This window comes from Janthinobacterium sp. SUN211 (assembly GCF_030587315.1).
In the GTDB taxonomy this organism is placed as follows: Bacteria; Pseudomonadota; Gammaproteobacteria; order Burkholderiales; family Burkholderiaceae_D; genus Janthinobacterium; species Janthinobacterium kumbetense.
Genome location: NZ_JAPWIC010000009.1, coordinates 24,839 through 46,778, shown reverse-complemented (window position 1 = coordinate 46,778; position 21,940 = coordinate 24,839). Strand labels below are relative to the sequence as shown.

The 21,940-nt window shown below is 62.5% G+C and carries 18 protein-coding genes; 16 read left to right on the top strand and 2 right to left on the bottom strand.

Translation table 11 applies throughout. The annotated features are described in order from the left end of the window. The 12 genes from O3301_RS24365 to O3301_RS24310 all read left to right on the top strand — a co-directional run bounded on the left by O3301_RS24365 (position 1) and on the right by O3301_RS24310 (position 14,566). Positions 1-1,509, top strand: coding sequence for a UDP-N-acetylmuramoyl-L-alanyl-D-glutamate--2,6-diaminopimelate ligase (locus O3301_RS24365; protein WP_289919569.1), 1,509 nt, complete (start codon positions 1-3; stop codon positions 1,507-1,509). An 11-nt stretch (positions 1,510-1,520) separates the two neighbouring features. Continuing rightward, the gene (murF, locus tag O3301_RS24360; RefSeq protein ID WP_289919769.1) at positions 1,521-2,951 is read left to right on the top strand and encodes a UDP-N-acetylmuramoyl-tripeptide--D-alanyl-D-alanine ligase; all 1,431 of its coding nucleotides are present in this window, start codon (positions 1,521-1,523) and stop codon (positions 2,949-2,951) included. 2 nt (positions 2,952-2,953) lie between these two features. Continuing rightward, complete coding sequence (mraY, locus tag O3301_RS24355) at positions 2,954-4,129, top strand: phospho-N-acetylmuramoyl-pentapeptide-transferase (RefSeq protein ID WP_077399841.1); 1,176 nt, start codon at positions 2,954-2,956, stop codon at positions 4,127-4,129. Then, positions 4,129-5,685 (top strand): UDP-N-acetylmuramoyl-L-alanine--D-glutamate ligase, encoded by a 1,557-nt coding sequence (gene murD, locus O3301_RS24350; RefSeq protein ID WP_305057739.1) that lies wholly within the window; start codon positions 4,129-4,131, stop codon positions 5,683-5,685. Before mraY ends, murD begins: the two co-directional genes overlap by 1 nt. Beyond that, a complete protein-coding gene (ftsW, locus tag O3301_RS24345; protein ID WP_289900367.1) occupies positions 5,685-6,896 on the top strand; it encodes a putative lipid II flippase FtsW in 1,212 nt (403 codons plus the stop codon). The genes murD and ftsW overlap by 1 nt, the downstream gene beginning before the upstream one ends. Next, a complete protein-coding gene (murG, locus tag O3301_RS24340; RefSeq protein WP_305057738.1) occupies positions 6,893-7,987 on the top strand; it encodes an undecaprenyldiphospho-muramoylpentapeptide beta-N-acetylglucosaminyltransferase in 1,095 nt (364 codons plus the stop codon). The genes ftsW and murG overlap by 4 nt, the downstream gene beginning before the upstream one ends. A 10-nt stretch (positions 7,988-7,997) precedes the next feature. Next, on the top strand, positions 7,998-9,401 hold the full coding sequence (gene murC, locus O3301_RS24335) for a UDP-N-acetylmuramate--L-alanine ligase (protein WP_305057737.1): 1,404 nt from the start codon (positions 7,998-8,000) through the stop codon (positions 9,399-9,401). A 1-nt stretch (position 9,402) separates the two neighbouring features. After that, positions 9,403-10,371 (top strand): D-alanine--D-alanine ligase, encoded by a 969-nt coding sequence (locus tag O3301_RS24330; RefSeq protein WP_289906882.1) that lies wholly within the window; start codon positions 9,403-9,405, stop codon positions 10,369-10,371. A gap of 1 nt (position 10,372) precedes the next feature. Continuing rightward, positions 10,373-11,191, top strand: a complete 819-nt coding sequence (locus O3301_RS24325; RefSeq protein WP_099665427.1) for a cell division protein FtsQ/DivIB — start codon at positions 10,373-10,375, stop codon at positions 11,189-11,191. Between the two features lie 49 nt (positions 11,192-11,240). Next, positions 11,241-12,473, top strand: coding sequence for a cell division protein FtsA (gene ftsA, locus O3301_RS24320; RefSeq protein WP_010394955.1), 1,233 nt, complete (start codon positions 11,241-11,243; stop codon positions 12,471-12,473). Positions 12,474-12,627: 154 nt separating this feature from the next. Then, positions 12,628-13,836 (top strand): cell division protein FtsZ, encoded by a 1,209-nt coding sequence (gene ftsZ / locus O3301_RS24315; protein WP_152257673.1) that lies wholly within the window; start codon positions 12,628-12,630, stop codon positions 13,834-13,836. Between the two features lie 223 nt (positions 13,837-14,059). Continuing rightward, on the top strand, positions 14,060-14,566 hold the full coding sequence (locus O3301_RS24310; RefSeq protein WP_251351079.1) for a peroxiredoxin: 507 nt from the start codon (positions 14,060-14,062) through the stop codon (positions 14,564-14,566). A gap of 141 nt (positions 14,567-14,707) precedes the next feature. Here O3301_RS24310 and O3301_RS24305 read toward each other — a convergent pair whose 3' ends face one another. Continuing rightward, complete coding sequence (locus O3301_RS24305) at positions 14,708-15,475, bottom strand: class I SAM-dependent methyltransferase (protein ID WP_305057736.1); 768 nt, start codon at positions 15,473-15,475, stop codon at positions 14,708-14,710. Positions 15,476-15,579: 104 nt separating this feature from the next. On the opposite strand from O3301_RS24305, the gene O3301_RS24300 reads away from it, so the two are divergent. From O3301_RS24300 to lpxC, 3 genes are all read left to right on the top strand, one after another. After that, positions 15,580-16,353, top strand: a complete 774-nt coding sequence (locus tag O3301_RS24300) for a helix-turn-helix transcriptional regulator (RefSeq protein WP_305057735.1) — start codon at positions 15,580-15,582, stop codon at positions 16,351-16,353. A 160-nt stretch (positions 16,354-16,513) separates the two neighbouring features. Beyond that, a complete protein-coding gene (locus O3301_RS24295; protein ID WP_099668227.1) occupies positions 16,514-17,356 on the top strand; it encodes a DMT family transporter in 843 nt (280 codons plus the stop codon). A 75-nt stretch (positions 17,357-17,431) separates the two neighbouring features. Further along, complete coding sequence (gene lpxC, locus O3301_RS24290; RefSeq protein ID WP_077399869.1) at positions 17,432-18,367, top strand: UDP-3-O-acyl-N-acetylglucosamine deacetylase; 936 nt, start codon at positions 17,432-17,434, stop codon at positions 18,365-18,367. A 1-nt stretch (position 18,368) separates the two neighbouring features. Here the strand turns inward: lpxC and O3301_RS24285 are convergent, their stop codons facing one another. Next, the gene (locus tag O3301_RS24285) at positions 18,369-18,878 is read right to left on the bottom strand and encodes a DciA family protein (RefSeq protein WP_099665424.1); all 510 of its coding nucleotides are present in this window, start codon (positions 18,876-18,878) and stop codon (positions 18,369-18,371) included. Positions 18,879-19,157: 279 nt separating this feature from the next. Here O3301_RS24285 and secA point away from each other — a divergent pair, with 279 nt between their 5' ends. Next, positions 19,158-21,926 (top strand): preprotein translocase subunit SecA, encoded by a 2,769-nt coding sequence (gene secA, locus O3301_RS24280; protein WP_305057734.1) that lies wholly within the window; start codon positions 19,158-19,160, stop codon positions 21,924-21,926. Positions 21,927-21,940: the final 14 nt, after the last annotated feature.

Sequence of the window (21,940 nt, the reverse complement as noted above, 5' to 3'; positions counted from 1 at the left end):
ATGACCATACAAGACATCAGTTTGTGGATCAAAACGGCTGCCCCGTCCGGGCAGCTGACGTCCGATTCGCGCCGCGTGCAGCGCGGCGACGTGTTCTTCGCCTACGCGGGCGCCACGCATTTCATCGAAGCGGCCATCGAGCAGGGCGCCGCCGCCATCGTGCACGACGCCGTTGAATGGAACGCCGCATGGAGCGTGCCGCACCTGCTGGTCAGCGACCTGAAACGCGTGGCCGGCCCCGTGGCGCATGCTGTTTACGACATGCCCGACAGCGCCATGTTCAGCGCCGGCGTGACGGGCACGAATGGCAAGACCTCGTGCGCGCTGTGGCTGGCGCAAGCCCTGGCGCGCCTGGGCGAAACGTCGTCCGTCATCGGCACCTTGGGCGTAGGCCTGTGCAAGCCGCGCGGCGCCATCGAATTCGACGTGACCGGCTACACCACGCCGGACGCCGTGCTGCTGGCGCGCAAACTCGCCGCCATGCGCGACGCCGGCGCCAAGGCCGTCGCCATCGAAGTGTCGTCGATCGGCCTGGACCAGGACCGCGCGGCCGGCATGCATTTCGATGTCGCCATGTTTACCAATTTGACGCGCGACCACCTCGACTACCATGGCGACATGGCTGCCTACGAGGCGGCCAAGGTCAAGCTGTTCGACTGGCCCGGCCTGAAAACGGCCGTTATCAACCTGGACGACCCCATGGGCTTGCGCCTGGTCCGCCATGTGGACGGCAAGCTGGCAGGCGAGTATCCGGTCATCGGCTATACCCTGCAGGATGCGGCCGCCTTGCCCGATTTGCCGGGTGTGCTGATGCTGCGCGCCAGCCAGTTCCGCAGCCGTAATGCCGGCACCGACTTCCATCTGGAATGCGCGCTGGGCGTTGCGCTGATCAAGACGCAGCTGGTGGGCCACTTCAATATCAGCAACGCGCTGGCCGTGCTGGGCGCCTTGCTGGCGCACGGAACCGGTCTGCGCGCCGCCATCGACGGCATCGAATCCCTGCAGCCGGCCCCGGGCCGCATGCAGCAGGTGGGCGGCCAGGAAGCGCCGATGGTCGTCATCGATTACGCGCATACGCCTGACGCGCTGGAAAAAACCCTGGCTGCCTTGCGCCAGGTGGCGCAGGAGCGGGGCGGCCAGCTGTGGTGCGTGTTCGGCTGCGGCGGCGACCGCGATCCGGGCAAGCGTCCGCAGATGGGCGCCATCGCGCAGCTGGCCGATCACGTGCTGGTCACCAGCGACAATCCGCGCAGCGAAGACCCGCATGCCATCATCGCGCAGATCGTCGCCGGCATGCGTGCCGACGGTCCGCAGCCGCAAGCCATCGAAGACCGCGCCGGGGCCATTTTGTCGGCCATTAAGCACGCGGCCAAGCCGGACGTGATCCTGTTGGCGGGCAAGGGCCATGAGCCGTACCAGGAAATCAAGGGCAAGAAACTGCCGTTCTCCGATGCCGACCATGCGCAGCTGGCCCTGTCCGCGCGCCTGACGATGATGAGGACGAATTGATGGATAGCCTGATGCACGCAAGCCTGACTGAATTGATGCCGTCGCTGGACGGCGCACAGCTGACGGGCGACGCCGTTTTTGACGGTGTGTCCACCGACAGCCGCAGCGCCCCAGCCGGTTCGCTGTTCGTGGCCCTGCGTGGCGAGAGTTTCGACGCCCACGATTTCCTCGACCAGGTGGCCGCGCGCGGCGTCGCCGCCGTGGTGGTCGAGCGCCTGCCGGCGGGCTGGGACAGCGACAAGGTGCCAGCCATCGTGGTCGCCGATACCCTGGCCGCGCTGGGTCGCATCGCCAACCACTGGCGCTGCCGTTTCAATTTACCCGTCATCGGCGTCACCGGCAGCAATGGCAAGACCACAGTCAAGGAGATGATTTCATCCATCCTGGCGGCAGCCTTTGGCGAAGAGGGCCGGCTGGCCACGCGCGGCAACCTGAATAACGAGATCGGCGTGCCCCTGACCCTGTTCCGCCTGAGCGAACAGCATAAGGCAGCCGTCATCGAGATGGGCATGAACCACCCTGGCGAGATTGCGCGCCTGGCGGCGATTGCCACGCCAACCCTGGCGATGGTCAACAATGCGCAGCGCGAGCATCAGGAATTCATGCACACGGTGGAAGCGGTGGCACGCGAGAACGGCGCCGCGCTGGCGGCCCTGGCGCATGACGGCGTGGCCGTCTTCCCGCATGGCGATGAGTTTACGCCCGTGTGGCGCGAACTGGCCGGCGCGCGCGCCGTCATCACCTTCGGCCTGTCGAAAGAGGCGGATGTCAGCTGCACGCACCGCGCGGCCGAGGATTTTGGCAGCGACCTGTTCGTCAGCGTGCGCGCACAGGACGGCGGCTTGCGCCAGTTCTTCGTGGGCTTGCAGGCGGCAGGCGAACACAATGTGCGCAATGCGCTGGCGGCAGTGGCATGCGCTATCGGCGTCGGCATCGCGCCAGAACATATCAAGCAGGGCCTGGAGGCGTTTTCTCCCGTGAACGGCCGGCTGCAGAAAAAACGCGCCGCCAATGGCGCCACCATCATCGACGACACGTATAACGCCAATCCGGATTCGGCGCGCGCGGCCATCGATGTGCTGGCGCAGGCCGCGGCACCGCGCATCCTGGTGCTGGGCGAGATGGGTGAAGTCGGCACGCAGGGGCAGCAGTTCCACGAAGAGATCGGCGCCTACGCCGCCGCCAAAGGCATCGAACACGTGCTGGCGACGGGCGGTCTGGCGCGCCATCTGGTCAATCCGGCACAGGCAGCCGCGAGCCAGGAATCAGGCACGGTCGTGGAGTATTTCGAACAGTTCGACGGTTTGCTGGCGGCGCTCGATGCGCATTTGTCCGGCCGTTCGGATGCAACAGTATTAATCAAGGGCTCCCGTTTCATGAAGATGGAACGGGCCGTGCAGCATTTGATTGGTTCAAACAACAATAACAAGGAAGCTCACTAATCATGCTGCTCTGGCTCGCTCATTATTTCCAGGACGACATTGGCCCATTGCGGGTCTTTAACTTCATCACGTTCCGCGCCGTCTTCGCCACCCTGACGGCGATCTTGATCGGCCTGTGCGCCGGTCCTGCCGTGATCCGCATGCTCACGCGCATGAAGGTTGGCCAGGCCGTGCGTACGGATGGCCCGCAAACGCATCTGAAAAAACACGGCACCCCCACCATGGGCGGTGTGCTGATCCTTATCGCCATCGGCATTTCCACCTTGCTGTGGGCCGACCTGTCGAACCGTTTCATCTGGCCCGTGCTGATCGTCACCTTGGGCTTTGGCGCCGTCGGCTGGGCCGACGACTACCGCAAGGTGGTGCACCAGGATCCGGAAGGCATGCGCTCGCGCGAAAAATACTTCTGGCAGTCGCTGATCGGCATCGCCGCCGCGTTTTACCTGGCGTTTTCCGTCTCCATCTCCGAGCCCAATGCCGGCCAGGTGTGGAATCTGATCTACGCCTGGGTGCAGTCGGGCTTCGCCATGGACTTGCCGCCGAAGGCCGATCTGATCGTCCCCTTCTTCAAGACCATCAGCTATCCGCTGGGTGTGTGGGGCTTCATCGCGTTGACGTATTGCGTCATCGTCGGCACCAGCAACGCCGTCAATTTCACCGATGGACTTGACGGCCTGGCCATCATGCCGACCGTGATGGTGGGCACGGCCCTGGGCCTGTTCGCCTACTTGACCGGTAATGCCACGTATGCGCGCTACCTGTTCATCCCGCACATTCCGGGCGCCGGCGAACTGGTGATCTTCTGCGGCGCGCTGGCCGGTTCCGGTCTGGCCTTCCTTTGGTATAACACCCACCCCGCGAAAGTGTTCATGGGCGACGTGGGCGCGCTGGCACTGGGCGGCGCACTGGGCACTATCGCCGTCATCGTGCGCCAGGAAATCGTCCTGTTCATCATGGGCGGCATCTTCGTGGTTGAAACGCTGTCCGTGATCATCCAGGTCGTCTGGTTCAAGTACACCAAGAAGCGCTTTGGCGTTGGCCGTCGCGTCTTCCTGATGGCGCCATTGCATCACCATTTTGAACAAAAAGGCTGGAAGGAGACGCAGGTTGTCGTGCGTTTCTGGATCATCACCATGATGCTGGTGCTGCTCGGCTTGACCACCTTGAAGCTGCGCTGATGATGTACGACGCTAAAACCGCACTGGTACTGGGCCTCGGGGAGTCAGGCCTGGCCATGGCCCTGTGGCTGGCCCGCAGTGGTGCGACCGTGCGCGTGGCTGACACAAGGGAGGCCCCGGAGCGCCTTGCCGCGTTGCGGGCCGCCGTGCCGCAGGCGCAGTTCATCGCCGGCGCCTTCACGGCCGACTTGCTTGACGGTGTCGATTTCGTTGCCGTCAGCCCAGGCCTCGCGCCGGGCCGCGAACTGGCGCAGATTGCGCCGGCCGCTACTGAGAAAAACATCCCCGTGTGGGGCGAAATCGAACTGTTCGCCCAGGCGCTGGCCGCCTTGAAGGCAGAACGCGGCTATGCGCCGAAAGTTATCGCCATCACGGGAACGAATGGCAAGACGACCGTCACTAGCCTGGTAGGCTTGCTGTGCGAACGCGCCGGCCTTGCCACGCGCGTGGCCGGCAATATCAGCCCGGCCGCGCTGGACGTGCTGCGCGAAGTGCTCGATGCCGAGCCTGCGCCGCAGCCGGTGGATGTGGAAGCTGAAGTGGCGGAACCCGCCGCCAGCACTTTGCCGCAAGCGTGGATCCTGGAATTATCCAGCTTCCAGTTGCACACGACGTTCAGCCTGCAGGCCGATGCGGCCACGGTCTTGAATCTGTCGCAGGACCATCTGGACTGGCATGGCGACATGGCCGCCTACGCCGCAGACAAGGCGCGCATCTTCGGCGACCAGACCGTGCGCATATTGAACCGCGACGATGCGGCCGTGATGCACATGGCCGACCCGTTGGTCGAGACCATCACCTTCGGCACGGGCGAACCGGCGGAAGTCGACAGCTTTGGCCTGGTCAATGAACGTGGCATCTTCTGGCTGGCGCAAGCCGTGCCCAGCGAAGAAGTGATCGAGAAAAAACGCAGGAAGAACGATCCGGCGCCGGAACCGGTGCCGACGATGGCGAAAAAGCTGATGCCGGCCGACGCGCTGAAAATCCGCGGCCAGCACAACGCCTCGAATGCGCTGGCGGCGCTGGCCCTGTGCCGCGCCATCGGCCTGCCATTCGCGCCGCTGCTGCATGGTTTGCGCGAATACCAGGGCGAGCCGCATCGCGTGGAGCTGATCACGGCAGTGGGCGAGGTTGAATACTACGACGACAGCAAGGGCACGAATGTGGGCGCGACCGTGGCGGCCCTGTTCGGTCTGGGCAAGGCGTTTGGCGGCGCGGAACAGCGCCTGGTGCTGATCGCCGGCGGCGATGGCAAGGGGCAGGATTTCTCGCCGCTGGCCGAACCCGTATCGCGCTACGTGCGCGCCGTGGTGCTGATCGGACGCGATGCCCCGGCCTTGCGCGCGGCCCTCGAACCGGCCGGCGTGGACATCGTCGACTGCGCCACCTTGCCGGAAGCCGTCAAGCGCGCCAGCAGCCTGGCGCTGGCTGGCGATGCCGTACTGCTGTCGCCCGCGTGCGCCAGCCTGGACATGTTCAAGAACTATGCGCACCGCGCGCAGGTGTTTGTCGACGCCGTGCGCGACATCGCCCTGGAAAACGGACAGGATATCTGATGGCTTTCCAACTGCCCTTCAGCTTTGGTTCCGGCTCGGCTGCCAAGCCGCTGGATAGCCGCGCGCGGCAATCGAAGATGATGGACTATGACAAGCCGCTGGTATGGGTCGTCCTGCTGCTCATGTTGCTGGGCATGGTGATGGTGTATTCGGCGTCGATCTCGCTGTCGGATGCACGCAAGTTTGCCGCCTACACGAACAATTATTTTGTCGTGCGCCAGGCGCTGTTCATCGGCGTGTCGATCATCGTCGGCGCGATGGTGTTCCGCATCCCGGTCGCCACCTGGCAAAAGATGGCGCCGTGGCTGTTCATCGGCACCCTGGTGCTGCTGGTGATGGTGCTGATACCTGGCCTGGGCGTGTCGGTCAACGGCGGCCGCCGCTGGCTGAACCTGCCGGGCCTGCGGCCGCAGCCGTCCGAGCTGATGAAGGTGGTGATGGTGCTGTATGCGGCCGATTACACGGTGCGCAAGCAGGAATACATGCACAAGCTGACCAAGGGCTTCATGCCGATGGCGCTGGCCGTCAGCTTCGTCGGCCTGCTGCTGCTGATGGAGCCCGATCTGGGCGCCTTCGGCGTGATCGTCTGCATCGCCATGGGTATCCTGTTCCTGGGTGGTGTCAACGCCATCTGGTTCGGCGGCATCGGCGCCATGCTGACGGCGATCTTCGTCACCATCATCGCCTTGTCGAAATTCCGCCGCGAGCGGTTTTTTGCGTATCTTGACCCGTGGCAGGAAGACAATGCCCTGAACAAGGCTTACCAGTTGACACACTCGCTGATCGCCTTCGGGCGCGGCGAACTGTTTGGCGTGGGATTGGGCGGCAGCGTGGAAAAACTGCATTACCTGCCCGAAGCCCACACGGACTTTTTGCTGGCCGTGATCGGCGAGGAGCTGGGCCTGGTGGGCGTGCTGGTCGTGATCGGCATGTTTTACTGGATTATCAAGCGGGCGTTCGACATCGGCCGCCAGGCGATCGCCATCGACCAGACCTTCGCGGGACTGACGGCGAAAGGCATCGCCATCTGGATCGGCGTGCAGACCTTCATCAACATGGGCGTTAACCTGGGCCTGCTGCCAACCAAGGGCCTGACCTTGCCCTTGATGAGTTATGGCGGCACGGGAGTACTGATTAACTGTATCGGCCTGGCGATTTTGCTGCGCATCGATTACGAAAACCGGATCCTCATGCGGGGAGGCCGGCTATGAACAACGCGACGAACTTGAAAACGACGAAAAGACTGATGATCATGGCGGCCGGCACCGGCGGCCATATTTTCCCGGGCCTGGCGATTGCGCAGACGATGCGCGCGCGCGGCTGGGAAGTGAGCTGGCTGGGCACGACCCACGGCATGGAACAGGACCTGGTGCCGAAGAGCGGCATTCCCATGGATGCCATCGCATTTTCCGGCATGCGCGGCAAGGGCCTGGCGCACACCATTCAAGGCGGCTTCAAGATGCTGGCCAGCTTCTTTGCCATCCGCCGTTTCATCGCCAGCCGCAAGCCGGACGTGGTGATGGGCATGGGCGGCTACGTCACTGTGCCGGGCGGCCTGATGGCGCGCCTGAAAGGCGTGCCGCTGGTGCTGGTCAATGCCGACGCGGCGCTGCTGTTGTCGAACAAGACGCTGGTGCCGCTGGCGCAGCAAGTATGCTTCGGCTTTCCCGCCGATTTCGGCAGCGCCGCCGGCAAGGCTGTCGTGACGGGCAATCCCGTGCGCGCGGAAATTCTCGCCATGGCGCCGCCGGCCACGCGTTTCGCGGGCCGCAGCGGCTCATTGCGCATCCTGGTAGTGGGCGGCAGCCTGGGCGCGAAGGCGCTGAACGACAGCTTGCCTGCCGCGCTGGCCCTGATGCCCGAAGGGGAACGTCCGCTGGTGACGCACCAGTCGGGCAAGAAGAATATCGACGCCCTGCATGTCGCGTATGCACAGGCGGGCGTGCAAGCCAATGTGGTCGACTTCATCGATGACATGGCCAAGGCGTATACCGAGGCCGACCTGGTGATTTGCCGCGCTGGCGCCATCACCCTGTCGGAATTGACGGCGGCCGGTGTGGCCAGCGTGCTCGTGCCGCTGGTGGCATCGACCACCAGCCACCAGCGCGACAACGCGCAATGGATGGCGAAACAAGGCGCGGCGATTCATCTGCCGCAGACGGAAATGAGTGCCGCGTCGCTGAGCGCGCTGCTGGCGTCGCTGAGCCGCGACGCTTGCCAGCAGATGGCGCAGGCGGCACTGGCAGCAGGCAAGCGCGACGCCAATGAGGCGATCGCACACGTATTGGAAAAACTGGCATGAGGTTAGCTCTGTGAAGCATAAAGTAAACAATATCCACTTTGTCGGCATTGGCGGCAGCGGCATGAGCGGCATCGCCGAAGTGCTGGTCAACCTGGGCTACAAGGTGTCGGGCTCCGACCTGGGCAGCAATGCGGCGACGCAGCGCCTGGCGAGCCTGGGCGCGACCGTCATGCTCGGTCACGCGGCGGAAAATATCGGCGACGCCGATGCGGTGGTGACGTCGGGCGCCGTCCCGCAAGACAATCCGGAAGTGGCGGCCGCCCGTGCGCGCAAGATTCCGCTGGTGCCGCGCGCCGTGATGCTCGGTGAATTGATGCGCCTGAAACGCGGTATCGCGATTGCGGGCACGCATGGCAAGACGACGACCACCAGCCTGGTCGCATCCGTGCTGGCGCAGGGCGGTCTCGATCCTACTTTTGTCATCGGCGGCCGCCTGACCAGCGCCGGCGCGAACGCCAAGCTGGGTTCGGGCGACTACCTGGTGGCCGAAGCCGATGAATCGGACGCCTCGTTCCTGAACCTGACGCCGATGATCGAAGTGATCACGAATATCGACGCCGATCACATGGACACCTACGAGCACGATTTCGAAAAGCTCAAGCAGGCCTTCGTGCAGTTCACGCACCGCTTGCCGTTCTATGGCCGCGCCATGCTGTGCATCGACGATCCACACGTGCGTGCCATCATCCCGTCCGTCACCAAGCCGGTCACCACCTATGGTTTCGCGGAAGACGCGCAGGTGCGCGCCATCAACGCGCGCGCCGTGGGCCTGGAAATGCATTTCACCGTGCTGCAGGAAGGTTACCCGGACCTGGACGTGGTGCTGAACCAGCCCGGCATGCACAATGTGCAGAATGCCTGCTCGGCGATTGCCATCGCGCGCGAAATCGGCATCGCCGACAGCGCCACGCAGCAGGGCCTGGCGGAATTTTCCGGCGTGGGCCGGCGCTTCACGCGCTACGGTGACGTGGCGCTGCCGAACGGCGGCACCTTTGCGCTGGTCGACGATTTCGGCCACCATCCGGTGGAAACGGAAGTGACGCTGGCCGCCGCGCGCGCCGCCTATCCTGGCCGCCGCCTGGTGCTGGCTTTCCAGCCTCACCGCTACAGCCGCACGCGCGACCTGTTCGAGGATTTCGTCAAGGTGCTGGGTGCGCCCGACGTGCTGCTGCTGTCCGAAGTGTATGCGGCGGGCGAAGCGCCTATCGTCGCCGCCGACGGCCGCGCCCTGGCGCATGCGCTGCGCGCGCGCGGCAAGATAGAACCGATTTTCGTCGAATCCATGACGGACATGGCCGACACCATCATGAGCGTGGCGCGCGACGGCGACGTCGTGCTGACCATGGGAGCCGGCTCGATCAGCGGCATCCCGAATCAATTGACAACGTATCAATCTCACACTGTAAAGGTCTGACGTGAACCAAGCTTCAGCTATCGACGTTAAACAATTGGGCAAGGTCGGCGTCCTGTTCGGCGGCCGTTCGGCCGAGCGCGAAGTGTCGCTGATGTCCGGCGCGGGCGTGCTGGCAGCCCTGAAAAGCCATGGCGTGGATGCGCATGGCTTCGATACGGGCGAACGCAGCCTGGCCGAATTGGCCGCTGAGCAATTTGACCGCGTCTTCATCGCGCTGCACGGCCGCTTCGGCGAAGACGGCAGCCTGCAGGGCGCGCTGGAACAACTGGGCATTCCGTACACGGGCAGCGGTGTGATGGCTTGCTCGGTGGGCATGGACAAGGTCTACACCAAGATGATCTGGCTGATGCACCAACTGCCGACGCCAAAGTATGCGGTGCTGGACGACAGCTCCGACCTGGCCAAGGTCGCCGCGGAACTGGGCTTGCCGCTGATCGTCAAGCCGCCGCATGAAGGCTCGAGCATCGGTATCACGACGGTCAATGAAGCGTCGGCCTTCCAGGCCGCCTACGACATCGCCGCCGGCCTCGATGATTCGGTGCTGGCCGAGGAATTCATCAAGGGCCGCGAATTCACCGTCGCGATCCTGGGCAAGGGCGCCACGGCGCGCGCGCTGCCGCCGATTGAAATCGTCGCGCCGCAAGGCAATTACGATTACCAGAACAAGTACTTCACGGACGATACGCAGTATTTCTGCCCGCCGCAGCTCGATGGCGCGATCATCGCGGAGATGGAACGCATCGCCCTTGCTGCCTACCGCGCCCTGGGCTGCGAAGGCTGGGGACGGGTCGATGTACTGATGCGCGCGGCCGACAGCGCGTTGTTCCTGCTGGAAGTGAATACCTCGCCCGGCATGACGGGCCATTCGCTCGTGCCGATGGCGGCGCGCGCGGAAGGCACCAGCTATGAAGACCTGTGCCTGGAAATCGTCGCCGGCGCAAGCCTGAAAATGCACAAGGGACAGCGCTGATATGTGGCATGACGCTAAAAGCCTCAATACGACTGCCAACGGCTTGCTGGCCGCGGTTCTGGTCGTGTGCGTGGCCGCCGGCGTCTGGTGGGTGTCGCAGCGTCCCATGTTCGACCTGCGCACGATCAAGGTGGAAAGCGCGGACGACAAGGGCCTGCGCCACGTGAATTACCTGACCCTGCGCAGCGGCACTCTGGGCCGCATCAAGGGCAATTTCTTCACGACCAACCTGGAAAGCGTGCGCGGCGTGTTCGAATCGGTGCCCTGGGTGCGCCGTGCCAGCGTACGGCGCGAGTGGCCGAACCAGCTGATCGTGGCGCTGGAAGAACATGAGGCGCTGGGTACCTGGGGCGAGGACGGGCGCCTGCTGTCGGTCAAGGGCGACGTGTTTACGGCGAATGTGGCCGAGGCCGAAGACGACCATGAATTACCGGCCTTCGCCGGCCCCGATGGCAGCGAAAAGGAAGTTCTGGCGACCTACGTGCAGCTGGCAAAGTGGTTTGCGCCGTTGAAGATGGTGCCGGAAACCCTGTCGCTGTCGAGCCGCTATGCGTGGACCGTAAAACTGGATAACGGCATGAGCGTGGCGCTGGGGCGCGAACAGAATCATACGACCCTGAAGGCGCGGGTCGACCGGCTGGTGGGCATCTACCCGCAGCTGGCGAGCCGGCTGGAAAATATCGACACGATCGATATGCGTTACCAGAATGGCCTGGCGCTCAGTTCCGCCGGCCTGGTGATACCGGCCGAAGGCAAGGATGGCAGGCCGGCAGCGGCAATCAAGAAGAAAAATGGCAGTCCGATTAAAAAACCGACTTAACCGAATAATCAATTAATCAATTAATAGCCCAAAAAACTAGGCGAAAGAAATGACAAAAGACGCGAAAAACCTGATCGTCGGCCTCGACATCGGCACCTCGAAAGTGGTGGCGGTGGTAGCCGAAGTGATGTCCGACGGGCGCCACGAAGTGATCGGGCTGGGCCAGCACGAATCGAAGGGCCTGAAAAAGGGCGTGGTGGTCAATATCGAGGCCACGGTGGAGTCCATCCAGCGCGCGCTGGAAGAGGCCGAGCTGATGGCCGACTGCAAGATCCGCAATGTGTATGCGGGCATTGCGGGCAGCCATATCCGCAGCTTCAATTCCAGCGGCATGGTGGCCATCAAGGACAAGGAAGTGACGGCGACCGACGTGGCGCGCGTCATCGAGACGGCAAAAGCGGTTAACATTCCGACCGATCAGCAATTGCTGCACACGGTGCCGCAAGAGTTCATCGTCGACAGCCAGGAAGATGTGCGTGAGCCTATCGGCATGAGCGGCATCCGCCTGGAGGTGAAGGTACATATCGTCACCGGCGCCGTGTCGGCGGTGCAGAACATCGTCAAGTGCGTGCGCCGCTGCGGCCTGGAAGTGTCGGACCTGATCCTGCAGCCGATGGCGTCCGCCGACGCGGTGCTTACGCCCGACGAGAAGGAACTGGGCGTGGTGCTGATCGACATCGGCGGCGGCACGACCGATGTGGCGGTATTCTCCGATGGCGCGATCCGCCATACGGCAGTTATTCCCATCGCCGGCGACCAGATCACCAACGACATCGCCATGGCCTTGCGCACCCCGACCGCGGAAGCGGAAGAAATCAAGATCCGCTATGGCGTAGCCAAGCAGGTCCTGGCCGATCCCGGCGAATCGCTGGAAGTGCCTGGCCTGGGCGACCGCGGCCCGCGCAACCTGTCGCGCCAGGCGCTGGCGGCAGTGATCGAGCCACGCGTCGAAGAGCTGTTCGCGATGGTGCACCAGGTGGTGCGCGAATCCGGCTACGAAGGCGTGCTGTCGTCGGGCATCGTGCTCACGGGCGGCACCTCCATCATGCCCGGCATGGTGGAAATGGCGGAAGACATTTTCCTGAAACCGGCGCGCCTTGGCACGCCCGAGTATCGGGGCCAGCTGGCCGACGTGGTGCGCAGTCCGCGCTATGCCACGGTATTGGGCCTGCTGCTGGAAGCGAAGAAGCAATACCTGCGCGGCCACATCGTGACGCGTCAGGACGGCTCGGTGAAGGCAGTCTGGCAGCGCATGAAGGAATGGTTTTTAGGGAATTTTTAAGGGCTTGATTTACGCCCGGCAGGTCAGGTTTTTTGGCAGCATCGCAGGTACACACACATAACTTTATTTTATATTTAACCGCAGTTTTCAATCTCCAGTTCTCCTACCAATATGAGGCCTGGCGCTTGGAAACCGCATCTGATAGGAGCACATCATGGAGTTCGATATGGTCGATAACACAGCTTTAGGTACCGTCATCAAGGTCGTCGGCGTCGGCGGTGCGGGTGGCAATGCAGTCCAACACATGATCAACAAAGGCATGTCGGGTGTGGAGTTCATTGCCGCCAACACCGACGCACAGGCCCTGTCGACATCGAAGGCCCACAACATCATCCAGATCGGCGATACCGGTCTGGGTGCCGGCATGAAGCCTGCCGTCGGCCGCCAGCTGGCGGAAGAATCGCGCACGCGCATCGCCGATTCGCTGCGCGGCGCGCACATGGTCTTCATCGCTGCCGGCATGGGCGGCGGTACGGGCACGGGCGCCGCTCCTATCGTGGCTGAAGTGGCCAAGGAACTGGGCGCGCTGACGGTGGCCGTGGTTTCCAAGCCATTCTCGTATGAAGGCCAGAAGTGCATGGACATCGCCGACGAAGGCCTGGAGCAGCTGTCCCTGCACGTCGATTCGCTGATCATCATCCTCAACGAAAAACTGGAAGAGATCTACGAAGACGAAAGCATGCTGGAATGGATGCAGCATGCCGATGATGTGCTCAACAACGCGGTGGCCGGTATTGCCGAGATCATCAACGTGCCGGGCCATATCAACGTCGACTTCAACGACGTGAAAACCATCATGGGCGAGCAGGGCAAGGCCATGATGGGCACGGCGACGGCGTCCGGCGTAGACCGCGCGCGCATCGCCGCGGAACAGGCTGTCGCTTCGCCGCTGCTGGACGGCATCGACCTGTCCGGCGCGCGAGGCGTGCTGGTCAACGTCACGGCCAGCCGTGGCTTGAAAGGTAAAGAGATCAAGGAAGTCATGGCCGCCGTGCGCGCGTTTGCCGCGCCGGACGCGTCGATCGCGCAAGGTATCGCCTACGACGACGCCATGGGCGACGACATCCGCGTCACCGTGGTGGCCACGGGCCTGGGCCGCGCGAAGAAAAACATCCAGCTGGTACCGCAGCAAGTGCTGCGCACCGGTACGCACAACAGCCCGCTGACCCCATCGGCAGCGATGGGCGGCGCGCAGGCGGCGACGACCACTGTCGGCGTGGCCACGCCGGCAGCCGGTTTCGACGGCATGAAGGCGCCAGCAGTATGGCGCCGCGAGTCGGCATCGGAGCAGGTGCGCGCGATGGAGAAAAATGGCATGGAGACGTATGACATTCCAGCGTTCCTGCGCAAGCAAGCAGATTAAGGTGATCTGATGTCAGCAAACATGACGGCGGCCTGAGGGCCGCCGTTTTTTTATCTTTTTCTTGATGTCGGCCTTTGCCTTTCCTGCCACTTTCTGCACAAATACGGCAAGTCAGGCATACTATCGCGCAGTGTCGGCAGCATGCCGGCAGAACCAGATCACGGGCGCTGTCCGCTCCATGGAACGGGCGGCGCCTTCAACCGACAGTACACAAGGAGTCAACATGACCATCAAGATCGGCGACACCCTGCCAGAAGGCACCCTGGCTGAATTCATCGAAAGCGAAACCGAAGGCTGCGCACTGGGCCCGAACACGTTCAACGTGCAAGACTTGGTCAAGGGCAAGAAGATCGCCATCTTCGGCCTGCCAGGCGCCTACACCCCGACCTGCTCCGCACAGCATGTGCCAGGCTACGTCAAGCACGCCGCCGACCTGAAAGCCAAGGGCGTCGACGAAATCTGGTGCATCTCCGTCAACGACGCGTTCGTGATGGGCGCCTGGGGCCGCGACCAGAAAGCTACCGGCATCGTGCGCATGATGGCTGACGGCAACGCCGCCTACAGCAAGGCCCTGGGCCTGGACGCCGATTTTTCCAAGCACGGCATGGGCACGCGCTCGCAGCGTTACTCGTTGCTGGTCGACAATGGCGTCGTGACGCAATTGAACATCGAGCAAGGCGGCAAGTTTGAAGTGTCGAATGCGGAAACGCTGCTGGGCCAACTGGCTTAAGTCCCTGAGAAAAAGTCCATGGCGGCGTTGCAATGCCTTGGCGTACTACTCGTACTGCCTGCGGCAATGCGCCTTGCCCTGAACATTTTTCAGGGACTTGTCCTTTTTTGACGTAAAAACGGCGCCATCGGCGCCGTTTTTTTATTGTACCGACGGCTTGCTCGCCTCGAACATGGCCGCATCGATGCTGAATGAATAGTCGTCCTGCAGCGCAAAATACTTGCGCGCTTCCTCGGGCGCGCCATCGAACAGGTTGCGGATGGCCGCCACTCTTTCGCCTGGCGTGCGCATGCGGGCCACCCACTCGTCGAACTGCATCGTCAGTTTCCACACGCTGCGCAAGCTGTGCGTAAAACCCGCGTTGTCGAACTTGGCGCCCCATTCGCATGTACGGTAGTCGCGCACGTGCGAGGCATCGCGCAGCATTTCCACCGCCTGCAAGGTGCTGTCGTAGAGGGCCGTCTTGGGCGCGACGATGTCGACGACTAATAAGGTGCCGTTCGGGCGCAACACGCGCCACGCTTCGGCCAGGGCTCCCGCCACATCGTTCCAGTGGTGCGCGGAAAAGCGCGTGACGACCATGTCGAAGCTGGCGTCGGCAAACGGCAGGCGGGCCACGTCGCCCTGTTGCGTGCTGATATTGTGCAAGCCGCGCTGCACCCTGGCGCAGTCGACCACGTCGAGCATGGGCTGCGCCAGGTCGTAGGCGACCACGGATTGCGCCACGGGGGCGATGGCAAAGCTGGCGTGGCCGGCGCCGCAGCCCAGGTCCAGGACGATGGGCTTGCCACGGCGGCGCGCGCATTCCTGCATCAGCACCAGGTCGGCGCCTTGCGCGTGGACGGCGCTGCTCAGGTAGGCATTGGCCGTCTTGCCAAACTGTTCGGTAACGACATCGTGCTGCTGCATGGTTTTCTCCTGTGGATGGCTGAGTTCCTGCAGAATAAGGATAAAATTATCCTGTAACAAGACCATAACTTATACTGGTATATCTACTACCATGCTTCCCCGTCATGTCGAACAAACTTGCTGAATTCATCCGCGCCCGGCGCGAAGCCGTCACCCCCGCCATGGCTGGCTTGCCCGGCGGCGGGCGGCGGCGTACTCCAGGCCTGCGGCGCGAAGAGCTGGCGCAGCTGTGCGATGTCAGTCCCACCTGGCTGACGTGGCTGGAACAGGGGCGGCCCGTGTCGGCATCGGCCAAGATGCTGGCCCGCCTGGCGCAGGTGCTGCAGCTGAGCGCGGCCGAGCGCGCCTACCTGTTCGAGGTGGCCGACAAGCATGACCCCAGCCATGGCGCAGACGAGGGCGGGGGACCTGCTGCCGCCGAGCTGGCCGCCATCGTCGCCGCCATCGACGCGCCCGCGTATATCCTCGACCGCGCATGGAATGCCGTGGCGTGGAACGGGGCGGCGTCCACGCTGTTTACGGGCTGGCTGCACGGCGACGGGGACGCGCCGAACCAGTTGCGCTTCATGTTCCTGGAACCTGGTGCGCGCGATCTGGTCGTCGGCTGGCCCGAGCGGGCGCAGCGGCTGGTAGCAGAGTTTCGCGCCGATATCGGCCGGCAGGCGGACCAGGCGCCGCTGGCCGGCCTGATCGCCGAACTGGCCGATGCCAGCCTTGAATTTCGCCAGTGGTGGGGCGCGCAGCAGGTGCAGGGCCGCGATGGCGGCTTGCGCCAGTTCCGGCATGCGCAACAGGGCCTGCTTGCGTTCAATCAAGTGACCCTGCACCTGGCGCGCCAGCACGACTTGAAACTGGTGATGCTGTTGCCTGTGTCATAAGGTAAAACGGCCGCGCTTGTTATAATCGGGCTGACCGCCTGGCCCTGCCTGTCCAGACCATGCTGTCCTGGCTCCGGCCGTCGCCATGATGACGGTCCCGCTCTTTCGCCAGGAGTCTGTCCTGTTACCCCACAATCCCAACCTGCGCAGCATCTATGTGATGCTGGTCGCCGTCGCCATGTTTTCCCTGATGGACACAGCCATGAAGTTGCTGTCCGCCCATTATCCGCCGATGCAGGTGACGGCCTTGCGCGCCCTGTCGTCGTTGCCGCTCGTTTGCCTGTACCTGCTGTACCGCGGCGCCTTCAAGAACGTGCTGAAGGTGCGCTGGCCGCTGCACCTGTTGCGCGGCGTCCTGGGCGTGCTGATGATCACCCTGTTCGCCTACGGCCTGAAGCGCATGTCGCTGGCCGAGACGTATGCGCTGTTTTTCGTCGCCCCCTTGCTGATCACCGTCCTGTCGGTTTTTATCCTGAAGGAAAAAGTGGACTTCGCGCGCTGGTGCGCCATCGCCGTGGGTTTGCTGGGCGTGCTGGTGGCGCTGCGCCCCGACGGTTCGGGATTCTTTTCCGTGGCCGGGCTGGCCGTGCTGGGCTCGGCCGCCTGTTACGCCATTTCCGCCGTCACGGGCCGCATCCTCAGCCGCACGGATGCCAGCGAAAGCATGGTTTTCTGGCTGATGGTGATGATGGCCCTCGGCGGCGTGGCCCTGTCGGCGCACGAGTGGGTGAGCATCCGCCGCGAAGACTGGTGGCTGCTGGCGGGCTTGTCGCTGAGTGGCTTCCTGGGCCAGTTGGCGATTACGGAAGCGTTTCGCCATGGCAAGGCGTCCAGCGTGGCGCCGTTCGAGTACTCGGCCCTGGCCTGGGGCATGGCCCTGGACTGGATGCTGTGGCGCGCCCTGCCCGACGAATACACCCTGATCGGTGCGGCCATCATCATCGGCAGCGGCATTTACCTCGTGCGCAGGGAGGCTGTCCACGCCGAGAGCGAGCATCCGTGAGTAGCGGTTGTGGTATTTCTGGCGTGGGCCATGCCGCGCCGCAACGAAAATCCGGCAAATAGATATAATCGACAGATGTTAAAACAACGCACCATCAAACAACAGGTCCGCACCATCGGTGTCGGTTTGCACTCTGGCACCAAGGTGGAGCTGACTCTGCGTCCTGCCGCGATCGACACGGGCATCGTGTTTCGCCGCATCGACCTCGATCCCATCGTCGAGTTCCCCGCCAGCGCCATGGCCGTGGGCGATACGCGCATGGCTTCCGTGCTGATCAAGGATGGCGCCAGGGTTTCTACAGTGGAACATCTGATGTCGGCTGCGGCCGGCCTGGGCGTCGACAATATGTATATCGACGTGAATGCGGAAGAAATTCCCATCATGGACGGTTCCGCCTCGTCCTTCGTCTACCTGCTGCAGCAGGCTGGCGTGGAAGAGCAGCAAGCGCCAAAGAAATTTATCAAGGTCATCAAGCCCGTGGAAGTGCGTCACGGCAAGGGCGACGCGGAGAAATGGGCGCGCTTGTCGCCGTATGACGGCTTCAAGCTCGATTTCTTTATCGAATTCAATCACCCGGCCGTCGATGGCACGATGCAGCGCGCCTCCGTCGACTTTGGCGACGTGTCGTATGTGCACGACGTGGCGCGCGCGCGCACGTTTGGCTTCATGCAGGACGTGGAAAGCTTGCGCGGCATGGGTCTGGCCCGTGGCGGTTCGCTGGAAAACGCCATCGTGATGGATGAGTACCGCATCCTCAACGCCGACGGTTTGCGCTATGAAGACGAGTTCGTGCGCCACAAGATCCTCGACGCCATCGGCGACCTGTACTTGGTGGGCCACCCCTTGCTCGCGTATTACACGGCGCATAAGTCGGGCCATGCGCTGAATAACCAGTTGCTGCTGGCGCTGCTGGAACAGCCGGAATCGTATGAAATCGTTTCCTTCGATACCAATGAGGCGGCGCCGCAGTCATATCTCCGTCAAATGGAGCGCGAGTGGTCTTTGACCTGAGTTAATCCTTCGGTTCGCGGTGATGGCGCACCATATTGCGCAGCGCCGCGATCAACTGCTCGTTCTGCTTCGACGCGGGCAGGGCCGTGCTCAGCTCTTCCAGGGCCGACATGGCTTTTTCCGGCAAGACCAGCGCCCGCGTGTGCACGATGGGCGCGATGCTCTTGATGACTTGCACTTTCAGCTTGATGCCTGAAATCTGCCAGCCTTTTCTTTCCAGTTCCCCTTGCAACTTTGGCAATTGCTGCTTGAGCTTGGCCGCCAGCGCCGCGTTCGGCGTGGCCAGCACCAGTTGGCCGCTCTCGAATTGCAGGATGTCGCAATGCTCGAACATGGCCGGCAAGGCCTTGGCGCAATCTTTTTGCAGGGCGGCCAGGCGCGTGACGGTGGGCATCAGGGAAGCCATCGTCGCGTTGCCGCGCAGAAAATCGGTTGCGCCCGTGACGGCCGGGCCGGAGCGGGCAAAGCCGTAGCCGCGGCGCGGTGCCGGAGAATAAGTGGGAGTTCGCATGGCCGAAACATAGCACACTCGCCCGCGCGTGACGAGTGCGGCGGCGGGTGCGGTGCAGGAGGGCGGACCGTATTGCCTTACAGTATGGAAAATGTCCGCAATTTCTGCTATTTGTTTGTCATTAAGCTATTGTTATATGGCGCATTACCCCAACCATGTCGGGAACGCATGATAAAATCATCGTCTTTTGCCATAGTCGAACTCCGTGCGGTGACGCGATTACTACCGCGTTGTTCCCTACCGAGCTTTTTTTAACGGCGTTTTTTCAAGAATTCAAGCATGTCATTACTGACCCAGATTTTCGGTAGCCGCAACCAGCGGCTGCTCAAGCAATACCAAAAAACGGTACGCGAGATCAATGCGCTCGAGCCGGCCATCGAAAAGCTGTCGGATGCCGAGCTGCAAGCGAAGACGCCTGCCTTCAAGGAACGCATCGCCGCCGGCGAATCGCTCGATGCCTTGTTGCCGGAAGCCTTTGCCGTCTGCCGCGAGGCCAGCAAGCGCGTCCTGCGCATGCGCCATTTCGATGTGCAGATGATCGGCGGCATGGTCTTGCATTTCGGCAAGATCGCGGAGATGGGTACGGGCGAGGGCAAGACCCTGATGGCAACCTTGCCAGCCTACCTGAATGCCTTGTCGGGCAAGGGCGTGCATATCGTCACCGTCAATGATTACCTGGCGCAGCGCGATGCCGAGACCATGGGCCGCCTGTATGCGTGGCTGGGCCTGTCGACGGGCGTGAACATGTCGCAGATGGAGCACAGCGCCAAGCAGCAGGCGTACAACTCCGACATCACGTATGGCACGAACAACGAATTTGGTTTCGACTTCCTGCGCGACAACATGGTCTACGAAGCGCGCGAGCGCGTGCAGCGCAGCCTGAATTTCGGCATCGTCGATGAAGTCGACTCGATCCTGATCGATGAAGCGCGTACGCCGCTGATCATTTCGGGCCAGGCCGAGAACCATACGGACCTGTATCACAAGATCAATGCAGTGCCTGCGCGCCTGACTTTGCAGATCGGCGAAGAAACGCCGGACGGCAAGGGCAAGGTTGAAGTGCCGGGCGACTACACCAAGGATGAAAAAGCGCACCAGGTGCTGCTGACGGAAGCCGGCCACGAAAAGGCAGAAGGCATCCTGATGGAGATGGGCCTGCTGCCGGAAGGCGCCTCGCTGTACGATTCGGCCAACATCACCCTCGTGCACCACCTGTATGCGGCCCTGCGCGCGCATGCGCTGTACTTCAAGGATCAGCACTATGTGGTGCAGAACAATGAAGTGGTGATCGTCGATGAATTCACGGGCCGTCTGATGACGGGCCGTCGCTGGTCCGATGGCTTGCACCAGGCCGTCGAAGCGAAAGAGGGCGTCAAGATCCAGAACGAGAACCAGACCCTGGCCTCGATCACCTTCCAGAACTACTTCCGCATGTACGCCAAGCTGGCCGGCATGACGGGTACGGCCGATACGGAAGCGTACGAATTCCAGGAAATCTACGGCCTGGAAACGGTCGTGATCCCGCAAAACCGTCCGCTGCAGCGCAAGGACCGCCAGGATCAGGTCTATAAATCGTCGGCGGAAAAATACAACGCGATGTTGAACGACATCCGCGACTGCTACGAGCGCGGCCAGCCCGTGCTGGTGGGTACCACCTCGATCGAGAACTCGGAACTGTTGTCTGGCATCCTGACCAAGGCCGGTTTGCCGCATAACGTGCTGAACGCGAAGCAGCATGCGCGCGAAGCGGAAATCATCGCCCAGGCAGGCCGTCCGAAAGCCATCACCATCGCCACCAACATGGCCGGTCGCGGTACGGACATCGTGTTGGGCGGTAACGTCGAGAACCAGATCAAGTTCATCGAAGCCAATCCTGAACTGAGCGACGCCGACAAGGCAGCCCAGTCGCAGACCTTGCGCGATGAATGGCAATCCCTGCACGACCACGTGGTCAATGCGGGCGGCTTGCACATCATCGGCACCGAACGCCACGAATCGCGCCGCGTCGACAATCAGCTGCGTGGCCGTGCCGGCCGCCAGGGTGATCCAGGTTCGTCGCGCTTCTACCTGTCGCTCGACGACGCGCTGCTGCGCATCTTCGCCGGTGACCGCGTGCGCGCCGTGATGGACCGTTTGAAAATGCCGGAAGGCGAACCGATCGAGGCAGGCATCGTCTCGCGTTCGATCGAATCGGCCCAACGCAAGGTTGAAGCGCGCAACTTCGATATCCGCAAGCAATTGCTGGAATACGATGACGTCGCCAACGACCAGCGCAAGGTCATCTACCAGCAGCGTAACGAATTGCTGGAAACGACCGATATTTCCGACATGATCGCTTCCTTGCGTCATGGCGTGTTCACCGACCTGGTGCACGAGTACGTGCCGCATGAATCCGTGGAAGAACAGTGGGATATCAAGGGCCTGGAAAATACCCTGGCGAGCGAATGGCAGCTGGACTTGCCGCTGCATGAAATGCTGGAAGCCGATTCGACCCTGACGGACGAAGAGATCCTGGAAAAAGTGCTGGCCGCGGCCGATGCCGTGTACCAGTCGAAGATCGATATCGTCGGCAAGGAATCGTTTGGCGGCTTCGAACGCAATGTCATGTTGCAAAGCGTGGACAGCCACTGGCGTGAACACCTGGCGGCGCTCGATCACCTGCGCCAGGGTATTCACCTGCGCGGTTATGCGCAGAAGAATCCGAAACAGGAATACAAGCGCGAAGCGTTTGAACTGTTTGGCCAGATGCTCGACATGATCAAGAACGACGTCACGAAACACGTGATGACGGTGCGTATCCAGTCGCGCGAAGAAGTCGATGCGGCCGAACAGGCGATGCAGCAGTCGCACGTGGAAAACGTGCACTACCAGCACGCCGAATTCGACCCGAACGCGGCGCCGGAAGAACTGCTGGCTCCTTCGGCCGGCGGCAATATGGACAACGTCGACGACATGAGCGTGAGTATGGGCGTCAAAGTGGGCCGTAACGACCCATGCCCTTGCGGCAGCGGCAAGAAGTACAAGGCTTGCCATGGCAAGCTGGCGTAAAGCCCGCTGCATGA

Coding starts and splice junctions, on each gene's coding strand:
- O3301_RS24365 (WP_289919569.1), top strand. CDS start 1: ATGACCATACAAGACATCAGTTTGTGGATCAAAACGGCTGCCCCGTCC.
- murF (WP_289919769.1), top strand. CDS start 1,521: ATGCACGCAAGCCTGACTGAATTGATGCCGTCGCTGGACGGCGCACAG.
- mraY (WP_077399841.1), top strand. CDS start 2,954: ATGCTGCTCTGGCTCGCTCATTATTTCCAGGACGACATTGGCCCATTG.
- murD (WP_305057739.1), top strand. CDS start 4,129: ATGATGTACGACGCTAAAACCGCACTGGTACTGGGCCTCGGGGAGTCA.
- ftsW (WP_289900367.1), top strand. CDS start 5,685: ATGGCTTTCCAACTGCCCTTCAGCTTTGGTTCCGGCTCGGCTGCCAAG.
- murG (WP_305057738.1), top strand. CDS start 6,893: ATGAACAACGCGACGAACTTGAAAACGACGAAAAGACTGATGATCATG.
- O3301_RS24325 (WP_099665427.1), top strand. CDS start 10,373: ATGTGGCATGACGCTAAAAGCCTCAATACGACTGCCAACGGCTTGCTG.
- ftsA (WP_010394955.1), top strand. CDS start 11,241: ATGACAAAAGACGCGAAAAACCTGATCGTCGGCCTCGACATCGGCACC.
- ftsZ (WP_152257673.1), top strand. CDS start 12,628: ATGGAGTTCGATATGGTCGATAACACAGCTTTAGGTACCGTCATCAAG.
- O3301_RS24310 (WP_251351079.1), top strand. CDS start 14,060: ATGACCATCAAGATCGGCGACACCCTGCCAGAAGGCACCCTGGCTGAA.
- O3301_RS24305 (WP_305057736.1), bottom strand. CDS start 15,475: ATGCAGCAGCACGATGTCGTTACCGAACAGTTTGGCAAGACGGCCAAT.
- O3301_RS24300 (WP_305057735.1), top strand. CDS start 15,580: ATGTCGAACAAACTTGCTGAATTCATCCGCGCCCGGCGCGAAGCCGTC.
- O3301_RS24295 (WP_099668227.1), top strand. CDS start 16,514: ATGCTGGTCGCCGTCGCCATGTTTTCCCTGATGGACACAGCCATGAAG.
- lpxC (WP_077399869.1), top strand. CDS start 17,432: ATGTTAAAACAACGCACCATCAAACAACAGGTCCGCACCATCGGTGTC.
- O3301_RS24285 (WP_099665424.1), bottom strand. CDS start 18,878: ATGCGAACTCCCACTTATTCTCCGGCACCGCGCCGCGGCTACGGCTTT.
- secA (WP_305057734.1), top strand. CDS start 19,158: ATGTCATTACTGACCCAGATTTTCGGTAGCCGCAACCAGCGGCTGCTC.